We start from the raw sequence: 25,951 nt of genomic DNA, 5'->3' as shown, positions 1-25,951 counted from the left end.
TTGTCAAGCTTGGGAACGGATCATTTGCAGATTCAGATCTAGCATTGACCATAACTTTTCAGTAATTTCTTTTGCAGAGCAAGGATTACTATGGGTAAACCACCATTCAATCACTCCGACAGTTGCCGAACTCAAAAATTGTACGGATATATCCTTACTTAACTTATCTAGGTTTAAATTGTTTTCTAAGAATTGTGTTTTGATTTGATTATTTATCATATCTTGTAATTGGTTTCTAAAGGAGAGCAAAGCTTTGTTTCTTAATAAAGTCTTATAAAAGAGAGCATTCTCCTCCAATTGTTCCAGCGTGCGGAGTAATGACGCCTTAGAGGGATTGGGTTCGGTTTCATCCTCCACAGCGGAGCAGCTTTCGATTAGTTGCTGGAGCTGAGCCGCCAGGCATTTATCCATCAGATCATATTTATCTGCATAATGGGAATAAATCGTTCCGCGGTTTACATCAGCACGCTCTGCGATTTCGTTAATCGTTATTTTTTCAAAATCTTTTTCAGCCATTAGTTGAATTAATGCATTCATGATGGCTGTTTGGTTTTTTTTAATTCTTCTATCCATGGTAATACTCCCTTTTTATTAAACAATGTATTGTATTTTGTTGAAAAATCAACAAAACCGATCAAACTAACGATTGAACCCTACCGGAGATGTGATAATCTGATTTTATCGAACAGTTGATCGAAATTCAACAAATGTCTAAAAAGGGATAGAGGAGTTGAACATGAAAGTATTAGTTTTTGGAGCGGGAGTTTTAGGCAGCTATCTTGCACATGTCCTGGTGCGTGGGGGAAACGATGTCACAGTGCTTGCCAGAGGGAAGCGTGTAGAGCAATTGACGAAAGATGGTCTTGTACTTCGCCATTATTTTCAATGTAAAAACACTATGGATTCTGTAAAAGTCATCTCAGAGCTTCAACCGGATGATCACTATGATCTTATTTTTGTTGTTATGAAATACAATGATTTTCCAGCCGTATTACCTATTTTAGCTAAAAATCAGAGTCAGAATATAATTCTTGTGGGTAATAATGGCGATGCTCACGAAATGCAAAAGAATCTTCAGGAAATGAGCGATGTAAGAAAAAATATACTCTTTGGATTTCAGCTTAGCGCAGGAATTCGTGAAGCGAGCGGTCGAGTTATCAAAATACACGCAGGTGGGCAAATGGTACTTGGCAGTCTTGACGGTGAGATCCCAATAAAGCACTTACTGGAAAAAGCGTTTGAGAACGCTAAGTATAAGCTAACTTATCATGAGGATATGGATGCTTGGCTCAAAAGTCATATCGTGCCTATAGTGGCTTTGAACTCCCTTAATTATCTTCATGACGGGGATTTGAAAAAGGTATCTAAAGATAAGAAGCTATTAAAACAAGCCATTTCAGTAATGGACGAAGGGTTTCAAATGATGGAGAAGCTAGACTATACGATCACTCCAGCAGGTCAAGTAGACTTTATTCGAAAACATAAACAGGGTGTATACTATGGTCTGAAAATAATTCATAAATTACCCTTTATGAAATTTGTAGATGGTTCTTTCAGCGAAATTGCAGCTTTGTTTAATTCGTTTGATAAGTTGAAACAACAAGCAAACATTGCGACGCCCCATTGGGATCAACTTCAAAAACAAGCGATCTCGAAGTTTAATGCAAATGTATAACAATCTTTTTTGGAGGTATACAACCGATGGCTATATATTTTATACGGCATGGAATAGATGATGAAGGCTATCGTGGGGGTTGGAGTCAACGTGGACTTGTAGTAGAGGGCTATAGACAAGCCGAACGACTTGGTTGTTATCTTAAGGAAAATCAGTCTAGCTTTAACATCACTCGTATCCTTAGCAGTGATTTGCAGCGTGCGTTAGATACAGCAAATGAGATCGCCAGAGCGCTTAGCTTGCCTGTTGAAAGCAGTCAGTCTTGGAGAGAAACGAATAATGGTGTAATCGCTGGAATGCCCCATGAAATTGCAAATGAACGATACCCGGGTCTCTATTTCTCAGAATTAAGAATGGATGAGAGATTTCCAGGAGGAGAGAGCCCACAGGATTTTTTTACGCGAATTAATATAAGTTTCTCAAAACTATGTAATGAACTGGAGAGTACTGATCCAAAAGAAAATGTAATTGTGGTTACGCATGGTGGCGTAATTAATATTATTTATCATATTTTAAAAGGGCTAACGTGGACCAATAAGAATGCCCATTTCCCGACTTCACATACAAGTATTCATAAAATAGAGTATCAAGCAGATATGTGGGTAGTTACAGCTGAAAATCTTACGGAACATATATCAAGTGATCAGGCTGCTGGTATGTCCAATTGATTGGGAGGTACAAATATGGGATTATTGAATGCACTGATCGATCAAGCCAAGAACCCGAGAGGATTCGTGGGGAATATCATGATCAAGATCATGAACCAGGCACATTCCAGCATAACAACGTGGGGGCTTAAAAAAATAGAAATGATGAACAACGCCCCTATTTTGGACATAGGCTGTGGTGGCGGTCAAACTATACATACGCTTGCAAAACATAATAAATATCAGAAAATCTACGGCTTAGATTATTCTCAGCAAGCTGTGGAGACATCCATTCAAAAAAACAATAAGGCTGTTGCCGCAGGTAGGGTGAAGATTAGTCAGGGAGACGTATCGGCTTTACCGTTCAATGATGGATTTATCGGGACGATCACGGCTATTCAGACGCATTATTTCTGGCCCGATCTTGAACATGATATAAGTGAAGTGTATAGGGTGCTGAAGGCAGGCGGAACGTTTGTTATTATTTCTGAGGTCTATAAAATTAATTATCACATGAAACAATATACAAAGAACGAAGAGATAGATCATTTATTTCGGAAAGCTGGCTTTCAAACGGTAAATATTCACGAGAACAGCAAATGGAAATGTTATGCTGGAAAGAAATAAAGCGGCCGCACCGCCCCAAAAAGGACGACACAGCCGCTTTAATTTCACCGTCTATTTAGCCGGAATGGTATTAAACGAACAACGAACGGGAAATGATTACGAGCAAGATAAAGAGTACCAAGATCGCACCAGTTGAAGTGAAGGCTCCTCCATGAAATTCACCCATGATATATTCCTCCTTAACGTATGTCTTATTCTCATTGCTACGGCGGGTGTCGCAGCTTTCTGAGATAATGACATCATATGCCAAAGTGGACTGGATGTACTGGTCTATGGCCTATTGCTCGTCAATATGGGCTTTTAAGATGCGAAGTCCTTTAGGAAGATGATTCTTAAGTTGGCCTGCACTTGCTTTGCCCCAACTTATCGGCAATCCATCTAAAGTTACAAGTGTCCATCCATGTAATTCAACCGGCACTGGTAAGCTTTCTCCCCGGAGCCAAGCATGTATTTCCAGCCCCCCACTACTGAGATCAAAACTACGTGTTACTTGTGTGTGCTGAATCGCCATCGCTAGGGCGTGAGCGGGTTCAATCCGATTTTTCTTCAAATGGGCAATATGTAGCCCGGCACGAGGAATACGCAAACCATCCAGCAGCCCAGTATGGAGGTTGCCATTAAAGGATTCAGGCAGTAAATATAGGGATTCTCCGAACAGCAGAGGGACGCCTTGATATGAGAAACCAGGAAGCTCTAACGAAGCCCAGTCTTGGAATAACTGGTACGCATCGCGTACGGAAGAATTAATTTTTGGGTTGTTTTTATTCCGACGTTTACTGGTGCTGCGTTTGGCATCATCATTAACATCGTTTTCGGTGACACTGTGCTTACGTAGGAGTGCAACAAAGTGGCCTTCGCCTTTTTCTAAATGTGGCCAAAGGCGCTTGCAGGTAAGTAGTTCCATATCGGGGTACCGATCCGTCAATCGGGCAATGGTCTCCTCATTCTCTTGACGGTTAAAGGTGCAAGTAGAATAGGCCAGAGTACCCCCAGGCTTAAGCATAAGGTAGGCGTCCTGCAGGATGTCCCATTGTCTCGCCGCACACATAACCACATGGTCAGGAGACCATTCTTGAACGGCATTTGGATCTTTTCGAAACATGCCTTCTCCTGAGCAAGGAGCATCTAGCATAATTCGGTCAAAGGCAAGTGGAAAGCGCGAAGACAGCTGCTCTGGCGTTGCACAGGTTACGAGGGTATTCTTAATGCCTAAACGTTCTACGTTCTCTGCAAGGATTTTTGCGCGCTCTGGATGGATTTCATTAGAAATTAAGAAGCCTTGTCCTTGCATTAAACCAGCGATATGCGTAGTTTTCCCCCCAGGGGCTGCTGCAAGGTCGAGGACGGTTTCACCGGGTTTAGGTGCCAGCAGTTCAGCTGCGGACATTGCGGAAGGCTCCTGAATATAATATAGTCCAGCAGCATGGTAAGGGTGCCTGCCTGGTCGAGCGGGCTCTTCATAATAATAACCATCAGGGCACCATGGGATAGGTTTCAGATCAAACTGTGAGACTGTGCGTTCTACTGCGACTTGACCTGAATCCGAGATACTTTTCAATGGATTAAAGCGAAGCCCTTGCGTTCGTGGTGCTGAATAACTTTCTAGAAAAGCATTTGCCTCTTGCCCCAGCATTTCTTGTATATATGCGGTGTAAGAGGCAGGCAGCTGTTCTTCCTTCATAGATCATTCTCCTTTTTCTTAGTTGCTGTTTCATGTTTATACCGATAAAATCAAGGTATGGGGAACGTAATCGTACCTGAAATTCTACATATACACAACTATATCATAATTGCCAAGTCTTACTGTACGTAAGGCAATTGTAAAGGGGATGTACCATATGAATTTGCTGCAAGCGCTCTTCTTCCCGCCGGAGCAACCCGGTGGTGTATCATCCATGATCCCTTATCTTCAGGAAAGGTTCCGTTCAAGCCGCTGGGAGATGGATTTGTTTTGGTTACCTAAGCGGATTCGCAACAAGGGACATGAAGAAGTCATATTCGAGACCTTTGATTGGACCCAGTTTGGGGAAAGTCAGATCGTTCAGAAATATATTCAGACCTACCGTGATTATCTATGGTGGACTAAACTACGAATGAGCAAGACATATGATCTTATCCATTCCCATCATCCAATTGCTGGTTTAGCAATGAAAAAAGTATTTCCAAATACTCCGTTAATTCAAACCTTACATTCCAGTTATGAGCGAGAGCTGATTCTGAATGGAGCTATTTCTGAAGGTGGGCTGGAACATCAGTTTCTAGTTTCGCTATACCGCGAACTTGAGCATGTTAGTGATCGGTTAATGACTGTGTCGCAAGCTTTTGCAGAGTATGTGGCGCCTTATATTCTAGATCCTTCTAATATAGGAGTAATACCGAATGGTTTTGATGAGAAAAGGTTTAAGCCAGTCCCGCATGACAACGCTGTACCACAACTAGTGACTGTGACTCGTCTAGTTCCAGCCAAAGGAATTGATACTTTACTCAAGGCCTGTGCTGAGCTTAAAAATCGCGGCCATGAATATGTACTGCATATTATTGGAGATGGACCTTCCCGTGCGGATTTGGAAAACATGGCTAAGCAATTAGGGATTTATAATGAAACAATTTTTTATGGATATACGCTCCATCCGGAAGAATTCATGCCTTTCTTTGATATTTTCGTGCTGCCTTCTCGGGCGGAGGCCTTCGGATCGGTGTTTGCAGAAGCAGCGCTTAGCTGCTTGGCTTTAGTTGGGACGAATGTAGGCGGGATACCGGAGCAGATTGAAGATGGTGTGAATGGCCTGCTCGTCAGTCCTGATGATGAGATTGCTCTTGCTGACGCCTTAGAGAAGGTGATATCTGATCCGGCTTATCGTTATGAGCTTTCTCGTTCAGCTTGGGATAAAGCGAAAAGCTTGTACTCGCTGACTCGTGTCGCTAATGAACTTAAAAAGACATACTTACAGTATCCCTCAGGAACGAAGGGGTGAGCAGCTATGATTCCATTTCGATTTCTACATGCTGCTGACTTACATCTGGATAGCCGTTTTGCTGGGCTGGCGCATATTTCGCCAGCCATTCGTTCTTATTTACGTGAGTCAACCTTCGCCGCCCTTGGGCGGCTTGTCCGCGTTGCCATCCAAGAGAATGTTGATTTTATCGTCATCAGTGGAGATGTATACGATGTTTCTGACGCTTCCTTACAGGGTCAACTGCGATTTCAGGAAGCACTCAAGGAACTGGGTCAGCAAGGAATACACGTGTTTCTGATCCATGGCAACCATGATCCACTTGACGGATTGCGTCTGACTACAGAAATGCCCAGCCATGTAACCGTGTTTGGAGGAGAGAAGCCAGATCTCGCTTCGGCTTACCGTCGCAAAGATGGTCAAGAAGTGGCTATTGTTAGTGGAATCTCCTATCCGACTGCGAAAGTTACGGACAACACTGCAGTGACCTTTTCTCGAAAGCCTGGCAGTCGTCTGTTTCATATTGCTATGCTGCATGGGAATGTAGACGGTGATTTGCTGCACGAGACGTATTCTCCTTGCAGTCGTAGGGACCTTATCGAACGGGGTTTTGATTATTGGGCACTTGGACATATCCATAAACGTAGTGTATTGCATGAAAAACCGGCGATTATTTACCCGGGCAATATACAAGGACGTAGCATTAAGGAAACCGGACCAAAGGGTTGTTATGTTGTGGATGTTGATGAGGCTGGAAGTGCCACGCCCCATTTTCATGAGCTTGATTATGTTCGCTGGCAGGTACGGGATCTGTCCATTGAGGGATTGAGTCATGAAGCAGAATGGATACAAAGGGTGGAGCAGGAGATTGACGATATCAGGGAGGAACTCCCGGAGCTGATGTCAGTGGTCAGATTTCGTCTGATCGGACGCGGGGATGTACATAAAGTATTAGCTGAAAAAGGAGCGGTAGAGGATCTGCTGTCTGAACTCCAGCGCCGTGAGGCGGTTCGGGCTGAGCGTAAAGATTATAAGGGACTTGTCTGGGTGGAAGGATTCGCTGTAGAATCCGGGTTAGCTATTGATCGTGAACGGTTATTAGAGGAGGATAGCTTTCTTGGAGAAATGCTGCGAATTACAGAGCGAACGGAACATTCAGCAGAAGCGCTTGAAAAATTAATAAATAGTGCGCTTAAGCCGCTCATGGAGAATCAGGAGCTGCGACAGCTGCTCTCGGTGACAAGTCAAGAGGAGAAGTTAAGTTGGCTTCGTAGTGCAGCGGAACAGGGAATCACCATGCTCGGTGGAATGGAGGGTGCTCCAGAAGATGAGAATTGAACATTTGCAGATCCATGGCTTCGGACGTTTGCATAACCGAGAGATTGAACTATCGGAAGGAGTTACTATACTCTATGGACGTAATGAAGCAGGAAAAAGCACGACGTTACAGTTTATTCGCTCCATGCTGTTTGGAATTCCAAGTCGTGGTAACCCTACGGAGAGGTATGAACCTATGCAAGGCGGATTACATGGGGGAATACTGAAGGCACGTGATAGTAATGGTGCCCTGTGGACCATTCGTCGCCATACAGCTGGTGGTGAGGGCTCAGGAAGAAATGAGAAACTGAACATCACGGTTAACCATCCGAATGGAACAACGCAAGAGCTAGGGCAAGCTGAAATGGAGCGTCTTTTGCTTGGTGGTATCTCTAGGAGCATGTTCCATCAATTGTTCGCGGTCTCTCTCGATGAACTGCAGGAGCTTGCTGCGCTTCAATCAGAAGAGATGAGCAGCTTTCTCTTTCACGCAGGTATGGGCGGCGGTGGAACGATCATGCGGGCGGAACGCCGATTGGTACAGGAAGCTGAGAAGCTGTATAAACCTCGGGGCAAGCTGCAGGAAGCTGCTAAAATCGTTCAGGCTATTGAGAAACTAGAGCGTCAGATGGCGGAGAGCCGCTCTTATCTTCCACGTTATAACGGTAATATAGCAGCATTAAAGGTTACGGAATCTGAGCTAGATCAACTGGAACAACAACGTAAGCTTACAGGAGACAAGCTCGTGATGCTTCGCAAAGCTCAGGATATTCGTGAATTGTGGTTAAAATGGAGCGATGCGCAGCTCGAGCTGCAGGACCTGCCAGAGATTACAACCTTTCCTGAAGATGGAGCGATTCGCTATCAGGCACTTGAAGGTGAAATTCGGAATGCTCAGGGAGCAGTAACTCGTTATGAACGTCTGCAAAGTGAGCTTACGGCTGAGCTGGTGCAGAATCCGCCGGATGCATTGTTAACAGCGCAAGGGCCTGCCCTGGAGCGGCTGGATCGCCATCGGAGCAGCTATGAAAACCTGCGAGCGGAAAGACAGCGGCTAGAAGGTGAATTGACCGCGCTGAATGAGCATTTGCAGCGAATTCTGCGAGGCATTGATGTCAGCTGGAGCGCGGCAGAGCTGACTGCATTTTCGGGTGCAGCGGCGGATCGTGAAGCTGCACGGAGGTTTGCGGCGGCGTTCGCAAGTTATGATCGCCGCATGGAAGCGGAGGGCGCAGCACGGCAGACGCTGCGTTCCCGCTTGGCCGCTGCCTCAGCTTCGCTGCAGGCAGCAGAACGGGCGCTGGCGCGTGAACACGCAACCGGCGCCGAATCTTTTGCGCAGCTGGCTCCGCGCAGCGCCCGAGAAGTGCTGCAGCTGTGGGACGAGCTGCAGCAGGCGGCCGAGCGCTGGCGCGAAGCACAGCTCAGCGAAGGGCCGCAGCGCGGCCCCGGCGCCGGAAGTGACGGACCTAGCGCGCAGCGCATGGCCGCGCTCTACCGGCGCCTGCTGTGGGCTGGGGCAGCACTAACCGTGCTGCTGCCCACAGCGCTGTGGCTAACCGGTGCTCCGCCGGTCAGCGCAGTGCTCGCGATCGGCCTGCTTGGAGCGGCCGATCTGGCCCTTTGGGCCGGCCTCAGCGGAGCGCGCCGGCCGGAAGCGTCCCCGCCAGGGAGTGGCGGGGACGTGGGCACAGCCGCAGCCGAGATGCTGCGGCTGCGGGGGCAGCTGCTCTCCGGGGCGGAGCCGGAGAGCGCCATGCCGGGGCGGCGATCGGCCGCCCCGGGGTCCAGCCCTGACGCAGGCGGGCTGGAAGCCTCCATGAGGGAGCTTCGCAGGCTCATGGAGGCTTGGTCCGCTTGGCGGCAGCGCATTGAACGCTATGCCGCCGAGCGGGATGCCTGCCGCACGGAGCTGGAGACGCTGGCAGGCCAAGAGAAGCTGCTCGCGGAAGAAATGAGCCTGGCAGAGACGGCTTTTACGCAAACTGCTGAGCACTATGAAGAATGGCTGCGTGAGCGCAGATTGCCCGAAGGGTTGTCTCCGGAAGGGCTGCCGGATATCTTCGCTATGGTGGAGCAGGGGAACGAACTGCTGCGCCAAGAGAATAAGCTCTCTTTACGTCTGAAAGAGCTGGAAGATGAGTGTAACGTGTTCGAGGAGGAGCTGCTTGCTCTCATTCATGAATCAGGTACTGATCCTTTAGACGAGTCTGGTGTAGCGGCAACTAGCTTTGATATGGATCCGCACGATGGACAGCGACGATCTGCACTAACTTTACTAAGCTGGCTGGAACTTCGAAAAAGAGCTTGGGATGAACTGAAAAAGGACCTGGTTCGCCGGGAAGGCATTCAGTCACGGTTACAAGAGCTTCTGGAAGAGCTTAAGGAGAGCCATAGGGTATTAGGTGAGTTAAGAGAACAGCGTGACCATCTGTTGGACGAAGGCGGAGCAACAGGTGGGGAGGATTTCTTAAGGAGATCGGCTGCTGTACAGCGGCGTAGTGAGCTGAATAAATCCATTCGCCAGTGGGAGCTAGCCATGTTTGGAGGCTGGGAGGATGAGCGAGTTAACGCCTTGCAGTTATTATTAGATCATCATGATGCTTCAGCACTCCAGAAGGAACGTACGGCAGCTGAAGAGCTAGCTGAACGGGAAGAAGAAATGTGGAACACCCTGCTGGAGCAACGAGGAAAGCTGCTTCAGGAAAGGGAGTATTTGAAAGAGCGTTGTATGGAGGACTCTGTTATTCAGCAATTGGAAGAGCAGAGAGCTGCTCTGCGAATCGTGGCTGATAAGTATGCGGTAGCAGCATTAACTGCTGAATTAATCGGAAGAACCCGCCGTATTTATGAACAGGAGAAGCAACCGCAGGTACTTTTGCTTGCATCTGACTATTTCTGCAAGCTGACCGAAGGGGAATACAAAAGAGTAGTTATGACTCTAGGTCATAAAGAACTAAAAGCGGAACACAAAGATGCTGGACTGTTGGACAGCGGTCTGCTCAGCCGTGGGACGGCAGAACAGTTGTACCTTTCCATCCGCTTGGCACTTGCAGAGACGATGTCTCGGCAAGTATCGTTACCACTGCTGTTCGATGATCTATTCGTCAATTTTGACGAGGCTCGTCTTCATGCTGCGCTTTCACTGCTTGGTGAACTGTCGGTCTCCCGCCAGATTGTGATGATGACCTGTCACAAGCATGTGGCGGAAGCGGCAGCACGAATCATTCCAACAGCAGCAGTTATTTCCGTGTAACTGGTTTTATGGATACAAGGCTGTTCCCTTTTCCACTCGAACCCGATGAGGAATCGCTACGTGGTGGAGTAGACCATGGCGTACGTAGCAGCATGACAGCCCAGACCATCGACAAAGCTCCGAAGATCGGGTAGAACACGGAGAGTAGAGAGCTAAAGCCAAATTGGCTCAGTAAATAACAGACCAACATCAGAATCGGTGTAATCAATGCGGGTTTAACTGGAATTCGTTGTTTAAGCTGCATGGTGACACCATAAATGTCAGCGACAAAAGTGCTGAAGATCTCCAAAAAGATCAGCAACAAATATATAGTTTGTACTACAGTACCCAACCGGATGGCGATGTTGCCCATAGGGATTTCAAATTGGAGAATATCAGGCATCTGGGAGCTCATCGCGAAATGTGCGGCGATCAACATAAAGCCAATTCCGGCACCACCAATAATACCGCCCCAGACAAGAGATTTTTCTTCATCCGTATGTCGAGCCATGGGAACTAATACGGCTTGAGCCATACCTAGATTAAAGGCGGTGTAGAGCAGCGGCGACATCCAAGCGCCAAAGATTGTCCGATCCGTTTCTAGGAATAAGAACCGCTGAGCTCCTGGAATTTGAAAGGTATTAAAAATAATGATGAGTGACAGCGTAAGCATTAATGGGACGATCAGACTGTTCATTTGCAGAATACCGGAAATTCCCCGTTTAAGCAGAAAATAAGAACCAACCAGCGTGAGTATTAGCCCTGTTTGATAATGAAATCCAAGATGCTCTTGAAAAATAGCGCCCGCGCCTGCAAGCATAATACTGTTGACACCGATTAAGATGACCATCGTGAACAAACTGATGGTGCTTCCGACTTGGTCGCCGAAGAGGTGTCGGTTAAAGTCTTCATAAGACTCTGCTTCTATGCGCCGAGCGATGACCATCATTTTCGTACCCAGCCATATAAACAGTATAGTAGAGAGCAGGATGGTCAGGACTGCCCAGTGTCCGTAACGAGTGAAGAATTTTAATATTTCTTGTCCGGTGGCGAATCCGGCTCCTACAATGGTGCCAATGTAAGTGAATGCGATCTGTAATGTTCGGACATGTGATTTCATGGCTCCCCTCCTAATAGTTTTAAGAACAAAAGAAAAATCATAATGTGTGCTATGCAGGATTGCCTTGTGCACTCTGTATAGTACAGGTTATGATGAGGATCAGTAGGACATGACTTCCGTGATTCATTTGTACGGAACGTCTGCGATTATAAAGGGTATTGGAGGTTCAAAGTCATGGAAGTGTTGAAACAGCGGATTTTGGAGGAAGGTGTCGTCGTTTCGGATGAAGTGCTGAAGCTGGATGCACTGTTGAATCATCAGGTAGATCCGCAGCTTACGATGGAAATGGGACGGGAGTTTGCCGGGAGGTTTGCGGACTGCGGAATTACACGTATTGTGACCGTGGAATCCTCGGGCATTGCCGTGGCATTTGCCACCGCATATGAGTTAAAGGTGCCGTTAGTTTTTGCACGTCGCAAAAAAACACTGTTAGCAGATCCGGACGCACTTTGTGAAAGAGTTCCTTCTTTTACGAAAGGTATTGTTACCGACATTATGTTGTCTCGCCAATTCATCTCTCCAGAGGATAAAATCCTCTTTATCGATGATATTATTGCTAATGGTGATGCAGCACGTGGATTGATTAAGATCATCGAGCGCTCTGGCGCTGAGCTGGTAGGTCTTGGCGTTGTAGTGGAAAAAAGCTTTCAGGCTGGAGCCCGGACGATCAAAGAACAAGGCATCCGACTGGAGTCACTCGTAAGAATTACTTCTCTTAGCGGAGGCACCATTGAATTTGGGGAATAACCCGTTTTTGAGATAAGAACAGGCCTATTTTTCAAACAACTGCTTTTCACCCTATAGATTTTCCTTTATAATAAAATCAGACATAGGGAGGAGGCGTCACAATGGGGAAAGAACCGGTGACTGAGCAATTTTTTATTGATAAATTAACCGAGGCCAAGGATCACTTCGAGCGTGCGCTGGATTGCAAACACACGGAATTCGACGATCTGTATCCCTATATGATTGAACATCCTCAGTTTTTTTGGTACAAACGCTATGTAGCTTGGTCAGAACTTCTGACAATCAAAGGTTTATGTGAGGAACTTTCCTTCCCTTGGAGGGAGAAATTCACAACAAACCAAGTGGAGTATCTGGAGCAACGTGTGATGTCCGCTAAAGTTCTTGATTTCTGGTTCGAGAAGAATGAAGCGCTGATATAAGAATGCTTTAGTAGACATGCAATTGGTCAATTACTTATACGAGACCCAGATGATTTTTCATTTGGGTCTTTTTTCTGGATGAAAATAGGATAAGCTATACAGAGGGAGGAATTCATGATGATTAGCGATGAACAATTGGATGCATACCGAATTTCCGGCGAGAAAATTCGTGTGGTGCGGGACGGCATAGAAAGTAATGATGTAAAAGGGATTGTTCTGGCTTGGGATGATTCGCAGGTGATGATACGTCGTCAGAATAGACGAGTAGTAAAGCTAGATCGGAATTATTTATTCCAACCCTTCAGCGAACCAAGGAAAGAACCTGATAATATATAGTTTCCGCAGCAAAAACAGCTCCTTACCCAAATTGGGTGGGGAGCTGTTCTGCTTACATATATGCCTCTGACGGATTAAATACTTAAAGCTAGCTGGGAGTCACTTTCTTCTCTGGAGAGTATGGAGAGCTCTGTGGACAGTCCGAGATACGCACGCATTCGCAGCATCATCTCTCTACGGAATCCTGGCCATAATATATTCATCTCACCTTGATATCCTCTACAGGAGTACAAGGCCTCGACTCCTCGTTGATCTTGGCGAACGGTTGTGATCTTCAGATCATGTGAGCTCAATTCACGCGTAACCTCTTGAAGCATTAGTGAGGTTTTCTTAGTGGCACCAGACAAGAGCTCCATATAAAGCTGAGGGGTCTTAAATAGACCACTTTTGCTGATTACACGGCAGTCACGCTCGAAAACTTTATGAATAAACGTTAGCAGCAAATAGCTTCTGACAAGGGACAGTTCTTCTTTAGTAACATCTTCATCAACAATGGATGTCTTCAACTTCGTAGTCGCCATTATAAATCACCTCATTTATATTATGCGAACTTTTGTTCTCATTATACCTTATATTCGGAATTAAAAGCAATAATTATCCATAAAATAATGATCGATAAGAAAAGCTGGAAAATATATTGACGCTTTAATCTCAGCATGGTATGATCTATCTTGTGACCGCAAGTTTGATATGTAGTCATTATGATGTGCGGTCGTGGCGGAATTGGCAGACGCGCACGGTTCAGGTCCGTGTGGTAGCAATATCGTGGAGGTTCGAGTCCTCTCGACCGCATCACAAGAAACTCCCTTGAGAAATCAAGGGAGTTTCTTTTTTTGTGAATATAATTAATCGAAGGTAACTTTAGCATACTCGTATCTAGATTGATAAATATCGAATTAACCCTAATAGAGCGAAGGCGAACAAAACTGTCCCAGCACCAATGCCTGTAATTGCACTGTTTGCGACCTTAAGTTTTTTAGATATGAACAGTGATACGATAGAGATTGCAACTAGAAGTGCTGCTAAAAGGTATAAACTGAAATCGTTAAACACACTTTTTAAGCCAATAAAATGAATCCCTACTATAAAGGCAATCCAAGGAGCAACATAATCATTATACTTACATTTCATCAATATAGAAGCTCCAGCACCAGCCAACAATAATTCAATATAGACAGAAATTAGATAATTATCAAAAGAGGTCTTGTCATTTAATACGGAGGGAGCATCCCAGTTCGTCACACTTAAATAGACACCAATCAAGCAGACGAGAAGGGATACACCAGAAGCTATGCCAATATATTTTCGCCAGCTGGATCTGGGGTTTTCTTGTGCCCAACCAAACCAACTAAAACTAAACATACCGAATATAGAAGCATACATGGCGTAATCCCTCACATAATCCATACAATACCCCCTATAAATATTAACAATATTCCAGGCAGAGTCTTATACTGTAGACTTCCGAAGCATCCAGAACGATAAGAGTGCGTACAAGACCGTCAAGGGCATACTCCACAAGGCAAGTTCAAATGCGGTATGGCTAGCCAACCAATTAAATACATCAACCCACCACTGATAATATGTCATTAACAATCCAGCGACACTGTACAGAATAAACATGACTGCCGCGAAAATGAATAGGCCGCTTCTACCAAATCTACGGAAGATGCTGGATATAACAAATCCCCAATAAAACATATGCAACAAGATCATGAAATAGATCCACAGCTGCTCTAGGACGGTACCATCATTCAAGTATGGTAGGTGAAAATAATGTAGCTGCACACCCCATCCAGATGTTAATTTGGTTTCCACAATAGATAGCAGGAACAGAAGAAGTGAGAAGCCGGCACTTGTTATAACGGCCATCAAGGATGTGCCGAAGAAATAATCTATCCTCCGTAGGCTTAAGCCCAAGGCAAAGGGGAAAGTCTGTACTAAAATGATGATACCTATGACAAACATATAAATAAAGATTGAGACTAGGCCGCCGGTATACATTGGTTCTTGCAGGAAAAAAGCTATGACAAGATTAACCAAAAAGCTGGATAATAATATAATCCAAGGCATAAACAACCAAAACCATTTATCCTTATAGTGCATTTTTAATATCCCTGTCATTTGGTTCATTGCACTGCAACTCCCTTCTCTTGGGATTTTCTGTTTGTAAGATGAACAATTAACTGTTGTAAAGATATCGGGGAGATCTCCAGACCAAGCATCTCAGCACGTGATAGATCTGTTGAGTTTAAGCCAATAACAGTGGCAGAAAGTAATCCGCCAAAGGATTCACGAGAGATGATCTCTTTACCGGTGATTAAATCTTCGACCTTCGCAGCCGCACCGATAACTTTAGCAGCCCGCCCGCGAAGAGCTTCAGCATCCTCATTGATAATCAGCTTACCGTTGTCGATAACAATGACATGCTCTAATAGCTGGCTTACCTCGTCAATTAAGTGTGTAGACAAGACAACTGTTCGCGGATATTCTGAATAATCCTCAATTAATCGATCGTAAAACAGGCTTCTTGCTACAGCATCGAGACCTAAATAGGGTTCGTCAAAAATAGTCAGCGGAGCGCGGCTAGCCAGGCCTACTACAATGCCCACCGCCGAGAGCATTCCTCTAGACAGCTTCTTTATTCTTCTTTTTAAGGGGAGATTAAAGTCCTTGATTAAGGAGTGGGCGTAGTCCCGATCAAAGTTAGGGAAGAATAACTCGGATACCTCTAGAACATCGATAATACGGTACGTATCCGGATACTTTTGGCTTTCCTTAATAAAGCAAATCTGATTGAGTACGCGGTTATTCTCGTAGGGATGTTCCCCGAACACCTTCAAATCACCGCTTGTAGCAAATAACTGTGCTGTGATCATGTGCATGATCGTTGTTTTTCCTGCACCATTTCTACCAAGCAGGCCATAGATTTTATTCTTTTCTAAAGAAAAACTAATGTCTTGGATGACGGTTACCTTTCCATACGACTTGGTCAGTCCCTTGATCTCAACGACTTCATTCATGACCGATTATCTCCCCTCTGAATCATCTTCGTTAATTGATCCAACGTAATTCCTAATTTCTCTGCTTCACGGATCATAGTTACAACATATTGCTCATAAAATTGCTCTTTTCTCTTTTCCATCAATACTGTGCGCGCTCCAGAAGCTACAAACATGCCGATACCTCGCTTTTTGTATAAAATTCCTTGGTCGACAAGCAAATTCACACCTTTCGCAGCCGTCGCCGGATTGATCTGGTAAAAAACAGCAAATTGATTTGTTGAAGGAACCTGTGATTCCTCCAAGAGTGTTTCTTCGATGATGTCATTTTCTATGCGTTCGGCGATCTGCATAAATATCGGTCGAGTATCATCCATTAAGCTTCCCATGTATTCACCGCCATGTTCATTGGTTAGTTAGTTATGTAATTAACCATATATGCAACAGACCTATTTGTCAATCATTACTATGTGGATTTTTTGATCCTTTGAGCCCAAATCCAGTGAATTGGCGTATCAGCATAAATAAAAAGGCAGTTCGGATTCACACCGAACTGCCTTTTATTTTAGTTGGATGTCTGCTATGATTTTGTCCTATTAGAAAACAAGAGAAGGGTGAAACTATGAATGAATATGGTCCGGATTTATTTAAAGGTACGGCAGTGTACTATTCAAAATATCGACCGCAGTATCCTTCATCCCTTATTCGGTTCTTAATTCAGAAGTTTTCGCTTAATGGAGAAGGCCGTATGCTTGATTTAGGGTGTGGTACGGGTCAGCTGGGACTAAGATTTAGTGATTGGTTTGAAGAAATGATAGGTGTAGATACGGAAAGTGGAATGTTGGAAGAGGCTAATCGTCTATCAAAAATCCATAGGGTTGATAACGTTAGTTGGATGCTTGGTAGAGCAGAAGAGTTGCAGAACGTCTGGGGTCCCTTCCGACTTACCATTCTAGCCAAAGCGTTTCACTGGATGGATAGATCGTCTATTCTTGAAATCCTATACCACAGTTCGGACAATAATGGCGGTCTAGCAATTATTGATACTTTTAATGTAGGGCAAGAGCCATTATCTTGGCAGCTTAAGGTAAATGAAGTAGTGAAACGCTGGTTAGGTAACGAAAGAATAGCAGGAGACAGCATCTATACTCATCCTAAAGAAAGGCATGAGGATATTGTTGCGCGATCTAGTTTTAAGGATGTGGAAAGATTGATTTTACCGAGTTATTCAGTGACATGGACGGTGGATTCGATTCTTGGCAATTTGTATTCCACATCCTATGCTTCAAAGCGCTTATTTGGAGATCACTTAGAACGATTCGAAGCGGATTTGAAATCTTCTTTATTAGAAATGGAGCCTACGGGTAAATTTACTGAAGTGTTATCAGTTTCTGTTATCACAGCTTTAAAGAAGGAAGCAAAATCACAATAAGAATCTTGCATTGATCTCACCAGAGCCCGCTGTGTTAGGGGGGAGTTTCAGAGAGAATGTGTTCTTTTTTAGTATGGATTTCACTTGCTTAGGAGTTAATGAGGGATTTCTCTGCAGCAATTGAGCAATGACACCAGAGACTATAGGTGTTGAGACACTGGTACCGGACAGCACAAAGTAATTTTTAGCGATCCGCAAGTAAGGAAGCTCGCGATCTAGCTTGGAATGAGGCGCACGAAGAGAGATAATGGTTTCGCCAGGAGCTACGAGGTCTGGTTTCTTTCGCCCTCCCGGTGCAGGTCCGCGGCTTGAATACGAGGTAATCCGGTCGTCCTTTTGTGTGAGCGTGCGACGGTCATCCACTGCACCTACGGTAATTGCAGAAGGACTAATACCAGGAGATTCTATCGTCCTGCGTCCAGGGCCGCTATTTCCAGCTGCAATCACAACAGTGAGTCCAGCCTTTATTGCTTTTTCTACGGCTTGGCACAGCGGGTCATCAGCACAAGTTGAATTTACCGTACCCCCTAATGACATCGAAAGGATACGTAGTTTTAGTCGCTTTCGATTCGCAATACACCACTCAATTCCTTTAATAATCGTGGAGTCATATCCGTCGCCATTTTTATCGAGTACTTTAACACCGACGATCCCTGCCTTTGGAGCAGGGCTTTTGTATTTTCCTTTACTCATCCATCCGTTGCCTGCCGCGTCCCCTGCGATATGAGTCCCATGGCCGTTATCGTCGTAGGGAAGTTTTCTGTGATTGATAAAATCTTTAAAAGCTACGATACGGTTACAGGGCTGAATCAGATCAGGGTGCCTATACACTCCTGTGTCAAGAATGGCAATGTTGATTCCTTTTCCGGTAAGTCCCTGTTTCTTTTGGACGGATGTAGAACCGATGGATGGTGTCGCTATATAAAGTGATGTTTTTTTAATTCCGTCAACATAGATTTTATCGATTCCATGCCAACTGCACATCTGTTTCAGACAGTTCATCGAAACTCGTGATGATACAGAATTTAGTATGGGGAGATGATGTTTGATAGGAAAGTCGTGTGATTCTAAATGTTTTTTTAATGACTTCAGCTGTGCTGGGGTCATTTTTTGTTTGAATTTGATAATGATAGGAATTTTAGCGGACGTACCGCGACGGACTTGGGAGTGTTGAATTCTTTTTCTTAGCGCGCTATGGATTCTTGAACTATATTGCTCTAGCCACAATTGTCGGCTCATTTATTAATGGATCACCTCACAAGTGCATTATATGCACCACTGATCCAGTGGGTACGAATCTATGAATCTAGGAATAAAGTACATTTCTAGAATAGTAGGTAAAAGTGAGGTCAAGCATTCCAAATCTTGCATCTACTATCGTATCCTAAAAAGAAAGTGGTGAAGTAAATGGCAATGATTAAGAAGCCAGTCAATAAGCAAGCCGTTATGGCGGCCAAAGCCCTCGCGGCAAAAAGAGTGAAAGCAGCTGCAACCCGGAAGAAACGGAGAATCAGACAGACATTGGACAGATTTGTGGTTCTCGCTACAAGTTTAGGTACGAATAGCACACCTAAAGATTCTTCGGGCTGGAACGCTACATTAAAAAATGGTACCACTACTGTGAACGCTGAGTTCGATGATTTCGGTGTGGTCAGATTTCCTACGATTAGCACATTAACTTCAGTACCTTACCTGCTGACAATAAGAGACGAGAATGGAGTAGTTTTGAAGAGTTTTAACGTCCCAGCAGACCGTGAATTTTTTGTCGCTAGATTTTAGTTTGGACAAATCAGCTTTAATTCTGTAGTAAACAGCACGTGTCGATCCTATATCGCCGCGTGCTGTTTTATTTGTCTTATTTTAGATCATGCAGATTTTAACCATACTTGAATCTCATACACCCACTGAAACATTCCGGTGAAAATGACTGTCTGGATGACAAATGGAATCTCCGTATTATATTCGGCTTTAGCATATGCAGCGATATTCTGCATCGTTTCCATTCTCTGCTCCTCCGAGCAATAACCATAGAGATAAATTCCTTTAGGTAATATTGAAATACAGCCGGCCTGTTCAGGGTACTTCTCACAAACTACAAAAAAGACAGATGGATTCTCACTGGGCTCCAACGTAGTCATAATATTTGCACGAAGATCAAAGGCGAATGCATCTCTTGGCTCATCTTCAAGCTGTTGATTTAGCGCATTCTGCAGTTGATGGAAACTTTCGAGGCTGGGTTTCTGTAGGGAGTGGATTTTTACGATCGCTCTTTTTCCCAAAGCCTTAGTTGAAAAATGGGTGGGGGATAGAGGGACACCGGATAAATAAGCTTGATTTTCATATTGTTTTTGTAAAGCTTTAAGCTGTGATTTTGTCTTATTCAGCTGCTTGATTTCTTGTTCGATTTCATCGTCCTTTGTTTTAAGAAAATTAATAATATAATCAAGATTATCATTCGTAAAAACATCTTTAATCTTATGAAGTGGCATATTCTTTTTTTTGCAGAAGTTGATGACATCAAGATAAATAAGCTCTTTATCTGAATAATAGCGATAACCGGAGGAGGGATCTACTTTAGCAGGCTTCAGCAAGTGAATTCGGTCATAATGCCGCAAGGTTTCGATAGTTGTGTCTGCTAGTTTTGCTGTTTCACCAATAGAATAATAGTTGTTCATTGCATCGTTCTCCCGTTGACTCTTGTGTTACACAAGAGATTATAGTGTTCATTGTACTGATTTTTATCTAAAATTTCAAAACAGTGAATGGAGAATGACAAGATGAAGACAACAGAACTCAATGTATTAAAAGATCCAATTTCCAAACTATTTCGCGGTTATGCAATCCCCGGGATCGTAGCTTCACTTTCTATGTGTCTGTACGGAATTATTAACGGAATCATTTTGGGACGTTTTGTAGGACCTAATGCGCTAGCTGCAGTGAATATGGCTTCACCGATTTTTAATATTATTTCGTGTATAGGGATCTTAATTGCCATTGGGGGAAATACATTAACCGCTATTAGTCTGGGAGAGCAGAACAAGGGGAAAGCCAACCACTACTTCAATAATGCTTTTTACACACTGCTCATGATAGCCATAGTTATTTTCATAATGGTAGTTTTTTTTCCTCATGTACTGGCTAGAATAGTTGGAGCAAATTCAGTGCTTTTTCCTATGGTTGTTGATTACATACAGACTTTTGGTGTATTTGTCGTGCCTGTAATTTTTAATATTTTACTTGGTATTTCATTGCAATCTATGGGGAAACCTCAGCTTTATATGGTTGGTAATTTACTGAGTGTAGTTTTGAATATCATCTTGGATTTAATTTTTATCTGCGTTTTCGATATGGGGATTACCGGTGCTGCTTTGGCATCTGGGATCAGTGCAACGATTGTTTTTATATTATTTTTCTCGAATTTTATCTCAAAGGATAGCATTTTAAGAGTGGGTAGATGGAAAATGGATTTTAAAGCAATCGGAAGGATGATCTATAACGGTTCCTCGGAAGCGATTACGCAATTCAGTGCGGGTTTTTCTTCTATGATCTTCAACTGGATTTTGATCTCTAAATTTGGTGAAATAGGGGTATCTTCATTTGCGGTAGTTCAGTATATCTCACTTGTAGTTAATGCAGTTATCATGGGCATGTCGAGAGGGTTAGGAGCCATTAGCAGCGTGAATTACGGAGCGAAGGAATATAGCCGTATAACGGAATTGATTACCATGGCGATTAAAATAGTGACATTAGTTGGTGTGGTTTGTACAGCGATATTGATTATTTTTAAATCTCCCTTAATTTCTCTTTTTGTAAAAGACAATCTTCAGGTCATGACTACATCAAGTGAAATCATCACATTTTATAGCTTTAATTTTATCTTTGTAGGGGCCAATATTATAATTAACGCTTTGTACACAGCCATTAACAATCCAAGAACATCCGCGATTTTGGCGATTTTACGGTATGTCTTGTTGATGGGGAATTTCTTTATCCTTCCTTTAATGCTTGGTAACATCGGCTTATGGCTTTCCTTTGTAGTGGCAGAGATAATCTGTGTCGTGGTAAGCTATGTTTGTTTGAGGAAGACAATGCAAAAGTGGAGTATCAACCAGTAACAGCAGAATAAAAGAGGAGTTTTGAAGTGAAAAAGTGGTACAAACTTGATAACGCAGCAAAACTATTTCCATCCGTTACAAACACAAAAAACACTTCCGTTTATCGGATCTCAGCTGTTCTGACAAATCCTGTAGATGTGGATGCGTTACAGCAAGCCGCCGATACGGTATTCGACAGATTTCCGATGTTCACTGTGAAGCTTCGCAGGGGTGTGTTTTGGAATTATTTAGAGTCTAGCACGGATAAAATTGTGATCGCTGAGGATCAGCAGTATCCTTGTCGCAACATTGATCCAACTACAAACAATGGATATTTATTTAAGGTTTTATACTACAAAAATAGAGTCTCTGTTGAAGTGTTCCATGCGCTTACGGATGGTAATGGGGCTGTCGAGTTTTTAAAATCACTGCTGTACTATTATCTAATGTATATGGGACATGAAATTGACACTGAGGAGCGGATTTTACTCGCTGATTCAGGAGTGGATATCCATGATATGGAGGATGCTTTTCGCAGATACTACAAGGATTGTTATGTTGAATCGGTTAGAAACAGCCGAGCGTACCACATTAAAGGTACAGCTTTCGAACAGTTCGGAAATAACGTGGTACACGGGGTCGTAAGTGCCTCCCAATTAAATGCCCTCGCTAAGCAAAAAGGAAGTACGATCACTGCTTATTTATCCGCATTACTGAGTTATTCTATTTATCAAACAAGAATTAAATATAGCAAAAGTAATGCTCCCGTGGTTATCGCAGTGCCTGTCAATTTGCGCAAAGCATTCCCTTCACGTACTCTTCGTAACTTCTTTGGCGTAGTTAATCTTGGCGCGCGAATTACGGAAGATACCACACTGGATGAATTAATTTTTAGAATGAATGAGATGCTGAAGTATAAAACGGGGAAAGAAAATTTGCAAAATATCATTTACAATAATGTGGCGCTTGAACGGAACAAAGCTACGTTGTTTGTCCCGTTATTTTTGAAGAACTGGTTCGTGAATTTAGGGTTTCATATGCTTGGGGAAAGTAAAAGAACACTGACCTTGTCCAATATCGGCAATATTATGTTGCCACAGCAAATGTACAAGCACGTAGAGCTAATTGAGGCATTAGTCTATCCATCCAATAAAAGCCCTATGAACTGTGGGATCAGCTCAGTCAATGATAAGCTGGTGATCACGTTTACCAGAAATATAGTGGAATCCGATATATTGCAATATTTCTTTTCGACCTTAGCGGGTGAGGCTGGACTTGAAGTTAAAATCTACTCAAACGATTGGGGGATTAGCGAATGACCAAATGTATTCGTTGCAACGTGACGGTTGATAATCAACATTATCGTTGTCCACTATGCTCCAAGCCAATTAAGATCAGGGGAGAGAGCACGACAGAATACCCGTCCTATAAAGAGATCTATCAGGAAACCAAACCATTTACGGTAGCTAAATTGTTCCTCTTTTTGACTATATCTGCGATCGTGCTTTCGATTACAATTAATGCGTTGACCTATCATATCAATCCGAGAATATGGTCAATTATCGTAAGTACAGGTCTTATCTATGCGTGGATCGTTGTTAAAGACACCATTTTATCTAATAAACATATTGGCAGGAAAATTTTATATCACTATGTCATGTTGTCCATTTTCCTTTTGGTGATCGATATATTCGTTGGTTTTAGGGGATGGTCTACCAACTATGCAATCCCACTGTTTGGAGTGGCAGCTACGTTTATTATGACTGTGCTCGCAATTGTTCAAAAATCATTATGGCGTCATGATATAGGCTATATTTTAGCGATGTTCTTTATTAATTTATGTCCTATGCTTCTGTTTGTATTTAATTTGTCTCATGTCATTTGGACCAGTGTTTTCTCTATCGTATACTCACTCCTAACCATTATTGGGATGATAATTTTTTCTGACCGGAAATTTATAAGCGAAATCAGAAGAAGATTCCATTATTAATAATCGAGATAGATTTATTCCAGTCTATAATTAAATATTTAGGTTTATTATGCATATTAACCACGTCCTTTGGATGTGGTTTTTTTGTGGATTTAAGAAAGTGAAGGGTTCATACGACACCGAATTCCTATTTTTCTACAAGAAAGGTTGTCCTTTTTAATGGGATGTTTAAGGTATTTTTGCTAGTTTAAAATTAAAATAAAATTCTTGACACTTCCTAATGATAACCATTATCATAGGAGTGGTAGATGAAAATGAAAATCATTATCACTACTTGGAACGTATAATTATACATACTCGGAGGGATAGATTTTGAAGAAATTATTAGTACTTCTGGTTGTTGCAGCGCTTACTGCAATGACTGCATGTTCGTCCACCAATACAGCGGACAATCAAACCAAGAATGAAGCCGTAACGAATACAGCTGCTAATGAAACGAAAGAAGCAAATGCAGCGAATACAACAGAAGCAGCGAAAACAGCGGATGCTGGAAAGGAATACAGTCTGGAGAATGATGGTGTAGATGAAGCATTGTTCAATGAAGCATTAAGCCAGTTTCCAGCCACAGTTCCACAGCGAATTGTAACTACATCTGTACCATTAACAGAAATGCTCTATTTGCTTGGAATCACACCAGTTGGGGTGCCAACCTCCACCAATCCAATCCCTGCTGATTTTGAATCGATAGAAAAAATTGGTTCGCCAATGGCACCGGATCTTGAAGTAGTAACAAAGCTTGAGCCAGACTTGCTGCTGGGAGCAGAATCGCTTCGAAGCACGCTGGATAAGACACTGGAAGGCATGGATTTGCAAAAAGCATATCTACGCACAGAATCCTTCGAGGATTTAAAGCTTAGCCTTAAAGTATTAGGTACTTATTTTAATAAAAAAGATGAGATGAATGCGGCTTTGAGTAAGATATTGGATAAAGAAAATGAGCTAAGTAAATTAGCCGAAGGAAAAGAACTGCCGAGCGTGATGCTCGTTATTGGAACCTCTGATTCCTTCATGGTTATGAGTGAGAAATCTTATCTAGGTAGTTTGGTGAAAAAGCTTGGTGCTGATAATATTGCTACTTCTGTACTTAAAGTTACAGATACTTACTCACCTATTAATATGGAGAACGTCGTAGCCGCTGATCCTGACGTCATTCTCGTATTGGCTTCAGGTGACCACGGAGCGACAAAGGACAAATTTAAAAAAGAAATAGAGAAAAATGAAACTTGGACGAAGCTCTCCGCTTATAAAAACGACAAAATCCAGATTTTAGATTACAGTGTGTTCGGCGTAACCTCGATCATTAACGCAGAGACAGCTCTAACTGAAATCGCAAAATACTTCTATGAATAATTAAAGGAGACAGCAAGTGATAAATACATCTCGTAGCAGAATAGTTGTTATTGTAACGGTTCTATTAGCGCTCGTAGCCGCGATTATTGCCATCGGATTAGGCTCTGTTTTCATTCCGGTATCAGACATACTAAGCACGATCTTTGGTTCATCGTCTAAGGCGGTGAATGCCACCATCATATGGGATATTCGATTGCCACGTGTGTTACTGGCGATGATCATCGGAGCGAATATAGCGATCTCGGGCGCACTGCTGCAAGCTGTGATGGGTAACCCACTTGCTGATCCTGGATTGACGGGTGTAACTAGCGGCGCGGCTGCATGTGTTCTTGTTATAATGCTTGCTGCACCACAGTATACTGAGTTCATTCCGATTGCCGCTTTTGTTGGAGGGCTAATTGCTGCTGGTATTGTATATGCATTAGCTTGGAGACGAACCGGTATTTCACCGATTACTATTATTTTATCTGGTGTTGCTGTGAATGCGCTTTGCGGAGGACTCATTGGACTATTAACAATCATGTACAGCGATAGACTCCCTGCAGCGGTTCAATGGCTTAACGGCAGTCTTGCGGCAAAAGGGAATAATGCGTTGATGATGGTCTTCCCATATGCGATTGCAGGTTGGATCCTATCGTTCTTTGCCATTCGTAAGGCAAATATCATTCGTCTGGGTGATCAGGTGGCTTCTAATCTGGGTGAAAATGTGAACCGAATTCGTATCCTGCTCTCCTTGCTGGCAGTATTTCTAGCGGCTATTTCTGTAGCAGCCATTGGAATGATCGGATTTGTCGGTCTAGTTGTACCTCATATGGCGAGATTGCTCGTGGGTTCAGATTACAAATATCTTTTGCCGATGAGTATGGCTCTTGGTGCATTGGTTCTGTTAATTGCGGATACAGGTGGACGTACCCTGTTTGCACCCCTAGATATCCCTGCGGGTATCCTAATGGCTGTGATTGGCGGACCATATTTTCTATACCTGATGAGAAAGAAGGCGTTCTAA

The 25,951-nt window shown here is 43.5% G+C and carries 27 protein-coding genes and 1 tRNA gene; 17 read left to right on the top strand and 11 right to left on the bottom strand.

Going from position 1 to position 25,951, the window contains the following annotated elements; genetic code table 11:
• Nucleotides 1-3 precede the first annotated feature (3 nt).
• Nucleotides 4-573: a TetR/AcrR family transcriptional regulator gene (locus ACFWMP_RS04235; protein ID WP_042186879.1), complete on the bottom strand. Its 570-nt coding sequence runs from the start codon at nt 571-573 to the stop codon at nt 4-6.
• Between the two features lie 163 nt (nt 574-736).
• Here ACFWMP_RS04235 and ACFWMP_RS04230 point away from each other — a divergent pair, with 163 nt between their 5' ends.
• The 3 genes from ACFWMP_RS04230 to ACFWMP_RS04220 are packed head-to-tail and all read left to right on the top strand — an operon-like array spanning nt 737 to nt 2,949.
• Nucleotides 737-1,675 (top strand): ketopantoate reductase family protein, encoded by a 939-nt coding sequence (locus ACFWMP_RS04230; protein ID WP_339246951.1) that lies wholly within the window; start codon nt 737-739, stop codon nt 1,673-1,675.
• Nucleotides 1,676-1,701: 26 nt separating this feature from the next.
• Nucleotides 1,702-2,343, top strand: coding sequence for a histidine phosphatase family protein (locus tag ACFWMP_RS04225; RefSeq protein WP_379422132.1), 642 nt, complete (start codon nt 1,702-1,704; stop codon nt 2,341-2,343).
• A gap of 15 nt (nt 2,344-2,358) precedes the next feature.
• The gene (locus ACFWMP_RS04220) at nt 2,359-2,949 is read left to right on the top strand and encodes a class I SAM-dependent methyltransferase (protein ID WP_379422130.1); all 591 of its coding nucleotides are present in this window, start codon (nt 2,359-2,361) and stop codon (nt 2,947-2,949) included.
• 70 nt (nt 2,950-3,019) lie between these two features.
• Here ACFWMP_RS04220 and ACFWMP_RS04215 read toward each other — a convergent pair whose 3' ends face one another.
• The gene (locus ACFWMP_RS04215) at nt 3,020-3,115 is read right to left on the bottom strand and encodes a sporulation protein YjcZ (RefSeq protein WP_197069771.1); all 96 of its coding nucleotides are present in this window, start codon (nt 3,113-3,115) and stop codon (nt 3,020-3,022) included.
• A gap of 111 nt (nt 3,116-3,226) precedes the next feature.
• The gene (locus tag ACFWMP_RS04210; RefSeq protein ID WP_042186887.1) at nt 3,227-4,630 is read right to left on the bottom strand and encodes an RsmB/NOP family class I SAM-dependent RNA methyltransferase; all 1,404 of its coding nucleotides are present in this window, start codon (nt 4,628-4,630) and stop codon (nt 3,227-3,229) included.
• Between the two features lie 157 nt (nt 4,631-4,787).
• Here ACFWMP_RS04210 and ACFWMP_RS04205 point away from each other — a divergent pair, with 157 nt between their 5' ends.
• The 3 genes from ACFWMP_RS04205 to ACFWMP_RS04195 are packed head-to-tail and all read left to right on the top strand — an operon-like array spanning nt 4,788 to nt 10,476.
• Nucleotides 4,788-5,924 carry a glycosyltransferase family 4 protein gene (locus ACFWMP_RS04205; protein WP_042186889.1) on the top strand — a complete coding sequence of 379 codons (1,137 nt, stop codon included), beginning with the start codon at nt 4,788-4,790 and terminating at the stop codon, nt 5,922-5,924.
• Between the two features lie 6 nt (nt 5,925-5,930).
• Nucleotides 5,931-7,241, top strand: a complete 1,311-nt coding sequence (locus ACFWMP_RS04200) for a metallophosphoesterase family protein (protein ID WP_379422127.1) — start codon at nt 5,931-5,933, stop codon at nt 7,239-7,241.
• Nucleotides 7,231-10,476: an AAA family ATPase gene (locus ACFWMP_RS04195; protein WP_379422125.1), complete on the top strand. Its 3,246-nt coding sequence runs from the start codon at nt 7,231-7,233 to the stop codon at nt 10,474-10,476. The genes ACFWMP_RS04200 and ACFWMP_RS04195 overlap by 11 nt, the downstream gene beginning before the upstream one ends.
• Here the strand turns inward: ACFWMP_RS04195 and ACFWMP_RS04190 are convergent.
• Complete coding sequence (locus ACFWMP_RS04190) at nt 10,463-11,575, bottom strand: YkvI family membrane protein (RefSeq protein ID WP_042186895.1); 1,113 nt, start codon at nt 11,573-11,575, stop codon at nt 10,463-10,465. The genes ACFWMP_RS04195 and ACFWMP_RS04190 overlap by 14 nt on opposite strands.
• 174 nt (nt 11,576-11,749) lie before the next feature.
• Here ACFWMP_RS04190 and ACFWMP_RS04185 point away from each other — a divergent pair, with 174 nt between their 5' ends.
• The 3 genes from ACFWMP_RS04185 to ACFWMP_RS04175 all read left to right on the top strand — a co-directional run bounded on the left by ACFWMP_RS04185 (nt 11,750) and on the right by ACFWMP_RS04175 (nt 13,077).
• Complete coding sequence (locus tag ACFWMP_RS04185) at nt 11,750-12,322, top strand: xanthine phosphoribosyltransferase (protein WP_076283133.1); 573 nt, start codon at nt 11,750-11,752, stop codon at nt 12,320-12,322.
• Between the two features lie 101 nt (nt 12,323-12,423).
• On the top strand, nt 12,424-12,741 hold the full coding sequence (locus tag ACFWMP_RS04180) for a hypothetical protein (RefSeq protein ID WP_036689410.1): 318 nt from the start codon (nt 12,424-12,426) through the stop codon (nt 12,739-12,741).
• 117 nt (nt 12,742-12,858) lie between these two features.
• The gene (locus ACFWMP_RS04175; protein WP_042186900.1) at nt 12,859-13,077 is read left to right on the top strand and encodes a hypothetical protein; all 219 of its coding nucleotides are present in this window, start codon (nt 12,859-12,861) and stop codon (nt 13,075-13,077) included.
• Between the two features lie 74 nt (nt 13,078-13,151).
• Here the strand turns inward: ACFWMP_RS04175 and ACFWMP_RS04170 are convergent, their stop codons facing one another.
• A complete protein-coding gene (locus ACFWMP_RS04170) occupies nt 13,152-13,598 on the bottom strand; it encodes a YhjD family protein (RefSeq protein ID WP_042186902.1) in 447 nt (148 codons plus the stop codon).
• Between the two features lie 187 nt (nt 13,599-13,785).
• Between ACFWMP_RS04170 and ACFWMP_RS04165 the strand changes: the two genes are divergently transcribed.
• Nucleotides 13,786-13,869 (top strand) — tRNA-Leu (locus ACFWMP_RS04165).
• A gap of 84 nt (nt 13,870-13,953) precedes the next feature.
• Here the strand turns inward: ACFWMP_RS04165 and ACFWMP_RS04160 are convergent.
• The 4 genes from ACFWMP_RS04160 to ACFWMP_RS04145 are packed head-to-tail and all read right to left on the bottom strand — an operon-like array spanning nt 13,954 to nt 16,468.
• Entirely contained in the window at nt 13,954-14,484 is a 531-nt protein-coding gene (locus tag ACFWMP_RS04160; RefSeq protein ID WP_339246969.1) for a hypothetical protein, read from the bottom strand.
• Between the two features lie 42 nt (nt 14,485-14,526).
• Nucleotides 14,527-15,210 (bottom strand): hypothetical protein, encoded by a 684-nt coding sequence (locus tag ACFWMP_RS04155; protein WP_379422121.1) that lies wholly within the window; start codon nt 15,208-15,210, stop codon nt 14,527-14,529.
• Nucleotides 15,207-16,100 (bottom strand): ABC transporter ATP-binding protein, encoded by an 894-nt coding sequence (locus ACFWMP_RS04150; protein WP_076283131.1) that lies wholly within the window; start codon nt 16,098-16,100, stop codon nt 15,207-15,209. Before ACFWMP_RS04150 ends, ACFWMP_RS04155 begins: the two co-directional genes overlap by 4 nt.
• Complete coding sequence (locus tag ACFWMP_RS04145) at nt 16,097-16,468, bottom strand: GntR family transcriptional regulator (protein ID WP_042186911.1); 372 nt, start codon at nt 16,466-16,468, stop codon at nt 16,097-16,099. Before ACFWMP_RS04145 ends, ACFWMP_RS04150 begins: the two co-directional genes overlap by 4 nt.
• 233 nt (nt 16,469-16,701) lie before the next feature.
• Here ACFWMP_RS04145 and ACFWMP_RS04140 point away from each other — a divergent pair, with 233 nt between their 5' ends.
• Nucleotides 16,702-17,511, top strand: a complete 810-nt coding sequence (locus tag ACFWMP_RS04140; RefSeq protein WP_379422118.1) for a methyltransferase domain-containing protein — start codon at nt 16,702-16,704, stop codon at nt 17,509-17,511.
• Here ACFWMP_RS04140 and ACFWMP_RS04135 read toward each other — a convergent pair.
• The gene (locus ACFWMP_RS04135) at nt 17,503-18,513 is read right to left on the bottom strand and encodes a S8 family peptidase (RefSeq protein WP_339246975.1); all 1,011 of its coding nucleotides are present in this window, start codon (nt 18,511-18,513) and stop codon (nt 17,503-17,505) included. The genes ACFWMP_RS04140 and ACFWMP_RS04135 overlap by 9 nt on opposite strands.
• 405 nt (nt 18,514-18,918) lie before the next feature.
• Between ACFWMP_RS04135 and ACFWMP_RS04130 the strand changes: the two genes are divergently transcribed.
• Nucleotides 18,919-19,290 (top strand): hypothetical protein, encoded by a 372-nt coding sequence (locus ACFWMP_RS04130; RefSeq protein ID WP_052404237.1) that lies wholly within the window; start codon nt 18,919-18,921, stop codon nt 19,288-19,290.
• A gap of 86 nt (nt 19,291-19,376) precedes the next feature.
• On the opposite strand, the gene ACFWMP_RS04125 is transcribed toward ACFWMP_RS04130, so the two are convergent.
• On the bottom strand, nt 19,377-20,186 hold the full coding sequence (locus tag ACFWMP_RS04125; protein ID WP_379422115.1) for a MerR family transcriptional regulator: 810 nt from the start codon (nt 20,184-20,186) through the stop codon (nt 19,377-19,379).
• Between the two features lie 102 nt (nt 20,187-20,288).
• Here ACFWMP_RS04125 and ACFWMP_RS04120 point away from each other — a divergent pair, with 102 nt between their 5' ends.
• The 5 genes from ACFWMP_RS04120 (at nt 20,289) to ACFWMP_RS04100 (ending at nt 25,951) form a co-directional block, all read left to right on the top strand.
• Nucleotides 20,289-21,626, top strand: a complete 1,338-nt coding sequence (locus tag ACFWMP_RS04120; RefSeq protein WP_379422113.1) for an MATE family efflux transporter — start codon at nt 20,289-20,291, stop codon at nt 21,624-21,626.
• Nucleotides 21,627-21,652: 26 nt separating this feature from the next.
• Entirely contained in the window at nt 21,653-22,924 is a 1,272-nt protein-coding gene (locus ACFWMP_RS04115; RefSeq protein WP_379422111.1) for an alcohol acetyltransferase, read from the top strand.
• A complete protein-coding gene (locus ACFWMP_RS04110) occupies nt 22,921-23,595 on the top strand; it encodes a DUF6320 domain-containing protein (RefSeq protein WP_076298519.1) in 675 nt (224 codons plus the stop codon). Before ACFWMP_RS04115 ends, ACFWMP_RS04110 begins: the two co-directional genes overlap by 4 nt.
• Before the next feature lie 312 nt (nt 23,596-23,907).
• Nucleotides 23,908-24,945 carry an ABC transporter substrate-binding protein gene (locus tag ACFWMP_RS04105; RefSeq protein WP_379422109.1) on the top strand — a complete coding sequence of 346 codons (1,038 nt, stop codon included), beginning with the start codon at nt 23,908-23,910 and terminating at the stop codon, nt 24,943-24,945.
• Between the two features lie 16 nt (nt 24,946-24,961).
• On the top strand, nt 24,962-25,951 hold the full coding sequence (locus ACFWMP_RS04100; protein ID WP_052404239.1) for a FecCD family ABC transporter permease: 990 nt from the start codon (nt 24,962-24,964) through the stop codon (nt 25,949-25,951).

This window comes from Paenibacillus sp. NPDC058367 (assembly GCF_042723305.1).
GTDB lineage: Bacteria > Bacillota > Bacilli > Paenibacillales > Paenibacillaceae > Paenibacillus_AQ.
The sequence above is the reverse complement of the archived record's forward strand: the minus strand, read 5'-3'. Positions and strand labels throughout refer to the sequence as shown.

Bases quoted from the DNA above. Each gene is read 5' to 3' on its own strand.
- ACFWMP_RS04235 (WP_042186879.1), bottom strand. From the start codon at position 573: ATGGATAGAAGAATTAAAAAAAACCAAACAGCCATCATGAATGCATTA.
- ACFWMP_RS04230 (WP_339246951.1), top strand. From the start codon at position 737: ATGAAAGTATTAGTTTTTGGAGCGGGAGTTTTAGGCAGCTATCTTGCA.
- ACFWMP_RS04225 (WP_379422132.1), top strand. From the start codon at position 1,702: ATGGCTATATATTTTATACGGCATGGAATAGATGATGAAGGCTATCGT.
- ACFWMP_RS04220 (WP_379422130.1), top strand. From the start codon at position 2,359: ATGGGATTATTGAATGCACTGATCGATCAAGCCAAGAACCCGAGAGGA.
- ACFWMP_RS04215 (WP_197069771.1), bottom strand. From the start codon at position 3,115: ATGGGTGAATTTCATGGAGGAGCCTTCACTTCAACTGGTGCGATCTTG.
- ACFWMP_RS04210 (WP_042186887.1), bottom strand. From the start codon at position 4,630: ATGAAGGAAGAACAGCTGCCTGCCTCTTACACCGCATATATACAAGAA.
- ACFWMP_RS04205 (WP_042186889.1), top strand. From the start codon at position 4,788: ATGAATTTGCTGCAAGCGCTCTTCTTCCCGCCGGAGCAACCCGGTGGT.
- ACFWMP_RS04200 (WP_379422127.1), top strand. From the start codon at position 5,931: ATGATTCCATTTCGATTTCTACATGCTGCTGACTTACATCTGGATAGC.
- ACFWMP_RS04195 (WP_379422125.1), top strand. From the start codon at position 7,231: ATGAGAATTGAACATTTGCAGATCCATGGCTTCGGACGTTTGCATAAC.
- ACFWMP_RS04190 (WP_042186895.1), bottom strand. From the start codon at position 11,575: ATGAAATCACATGTCCGAACATTACAGATCGCATTCACTTACATTGGC.
- ACFWMP_RS04185 (WP_076283133.1), top strand. From the start codon at position 11,750: ATGGAAGTGTTGAAACAGCGGATTTTGGAGGAAGGTGTCGTCGTTTCG.
- ACFWMP_RS04180 (WP_036689410.1), top strand. From the start codon at position 12,424: ATGGGGAAAGAACCGGTGACTGAGCAATTTTTTATTGATAAATTAACC.
- ACFWMP_RS04175 (WP_042186900.1), top strand. From the start codon at position 12,859: ATGATTAGCGATGAACAATTGGATGCATACCGAATTTCCGGCGAGAAA.
- ACFWMP_RS04170 (WP_042186902.1), bottom strand. From the start codon at position 13,598: ATGGCGACTACGAAGTTGAAGACATCCATTGTTGATGAAGATGTTACT.
- ACFWMP_RS04160 (WP_339246969.1), bottom strand. From the start codon at position 14,484: ATGGATTATGTGAGGGATTACGCCATGTATGCTTCTATATTCGGTATG.
- ACFWMP_RS04155 (WP_379422121.1), bottom strand. From the start codon at position 15,210: ATGAACCAAATGACAGGGATATTAAAAATGCACTATAAGGATAAATGG.
- ACFWMP_RS04150 (WP_076283131.1), bottom strand. From the start codon at position 16,100: ATGAATGAAGTCGTTGAGATCAAGGGACTGACCAAGTCGTATGGAAAG.
- ACFWMP_RS04145 (WP_042186911.1), bottom strand. From the start codon at position 16,468: ATGGGAAGCTTAATGGATGATACTCGACCGATATTTATGCAGATCGCC.
- ACFWMP_RS04140 (WP_379422118.1), top strand. From the start codon at position 16,702: ATGAATGAATATGGTCCGGATTTATTTAAAGGTACGGCAGTGTACTAT.
- ACFWMP_RS04135 (WP_339246975.1), bottom strand. From the start codon at position 18,513: ATGAACTGTCTGAAACAGATGTGCAGTTGGCATGGAATCGATAAAATC.
- ACFWMP_RS04130 (WP_052404237.1), top strand. From the start codon at position 18,919: ATGGCAATGATTAAGAAGCCAGTCAATAAGCAAGCCGTTATGGCGGCC.
- ACFWMP_RS04125 (WP_379422115.1), bottom strand. From the start codon at position 20,186: ATGAACAACTATTATTCTATTGGTGAAACAGCAAAACTAGCAGACACA.
- ACFWMP_RS04120 (WP_379422113.1), top strand. From the start codon at position 20,289: ATGAAGACAACAGAACTCAATGTATTAAAAGATCCAATTTCCAAACTA.
- ACFWMP_RS04110 (WP_076298519.1), top strand. From the start codon at position 22,921: ATGACCAAATGTATTCGTTGCAACGTGACGGTTGATAATCAACATTAT.